This is a genomic window from Pontibacter sp. Tf4 (genome assembly GCF_014212495.1).
GTDB lineage: Bacteria > Bacteroidota > Bacteroidia > Cytophagales > Hymenobacteraceae > Pontibacter.
Map to the genome: position 1 here is coordinate 1 of NZ_JACKZC010000022.1, position 1358 is coordinate 1358.

Annotated in this window: 1 protein-coding gene; it reads left to right on the forward strand. The window is 51.6% G+C overall.

Annotation, left to right across the window (positions count from 1 at the left end; all coding sequences use genetic code 11):
• The first annotated feature begins 41 nt into the window (after positions 1 to 41).
• Positions 42 to 1312 (forward strand): IS3 family transposase gene (locus tag H7F15_RS19300; protein ID WP_370523770.1). Its coding sequence is split into 2 segments (ribosomal slippage): positions 42 to 402 and positions 402 to 1312, totalling 1272 coding nucleotides; the frame shifts between segments, so codons are not numbered across the junction.
• Positions 1313 to 1358 lie beyond the last annotated feature (46 nt).

Genomic DNA, 1358 nt, shown 5'->3' on the forward strand with positions numbered 1-1358 from the left:
TGTCCCGTCCTAAAATAGGTTGACATTAAAATTAACCTATTATGGAAAAAGTAGCAGAGAAAAAAAGCAAGCGTAGTCAGCGCGATTATACCTTAGGCTTTAAGCTCCAGGTAGTGGCTGAGGTGGAAGGTGGGGACCTGACGTATAAACAAGCCCAAAAAAAGTACGGTATTCAGGGACGAAGCACCGTTTTAGTTTGGCTTCGTAAGCACGGCCGCTTAACTTGGGACGTCCATCCACACCAGCCTATGTCCCAGACCCCTAACCAACGCATCAAAGAACTGGAGGCCCAACTGGCTGCTGCCCGCAAAAGGGCCGATCAAGCGGAGCTGAAGGCCAAACTGCTCGATACCATCATTGACGTGGCCGAAGGCCAGATGGGGATTCAGATCCGAAAAAAGCCTTCAGCCAGGCAGTCTGGCAGCTCAGGAAAGAAATAAACCTTTCCCTGGCCTGCAGATTGCTTGGCTATAGCAGGCAAGCCCATTACAAGCGCCAGCACAGAAGCCGGCACCTGCAAACCTTGCAGGAGCAAGTCATAGCGCTGGTCCTGGAGCTGCGCCTGAAGATGCCGCGCCTGGGCACCCGCAAGCTCTACTACCTCTTGCACGAGCAGCTCCGGGGCCTGAAGGTAGGGCGGGATAAATTCTTTTCCATCCTCCGGGAAAAGGGGCTGCTGGTTCAGCCAAAGAAAAGCTATCATAAAACCACGGACTCAAAGCACTGGATGAAAAAGCATAAGAACCTGGTGGAAGGGCTCCACATAGAGCGCCCCGAGCAGGTATGGGTGGCCGATATTACGTATATTCCTACCAGAGAAGGTCATAGCTACCTCTCGCTGGTGACCGATGCCTATTCCAAAAAGATCATGGGCTATCACCTGGCAGAAGACCTGCGCACAGAAGGCGTTGCCCAGGCGCTGAAAATGGCCATTGGAAAAAAGAAGTATGGCCACAGGTTAATTCACCACTCGGACCGGGGGCTGCAATACTGCTCACAGGAGTACCAGCAGCTGTTGGCTGCCGGGCAGATAAAACCGAGCATGACCGAAAAATACGACCCTTACCAGAATGCGGTGGCCGAACGGGTGAACGGCATTTTGAAAGATGAGTTTGAGTTGGAGCGGGGCTTTGCCCACCACCTGGAGGCGGTGCAGGTGATCGCAGAGTCAGTAGGCATCTATAACAGCCTCAGGCCCCATCTCTCATGCCAGTATCTGACGCCTGAGCAGATGCACCGGCAAAGCAAACTAAAGGTAAAACAGTGGAAAAAGAAAACCTCCAACACAAACGCATTGGAGGTCTCAATTTAAAAAGTAATTTCGTCTAAAATCCGTCAACTTATTTCAGGACAAGACA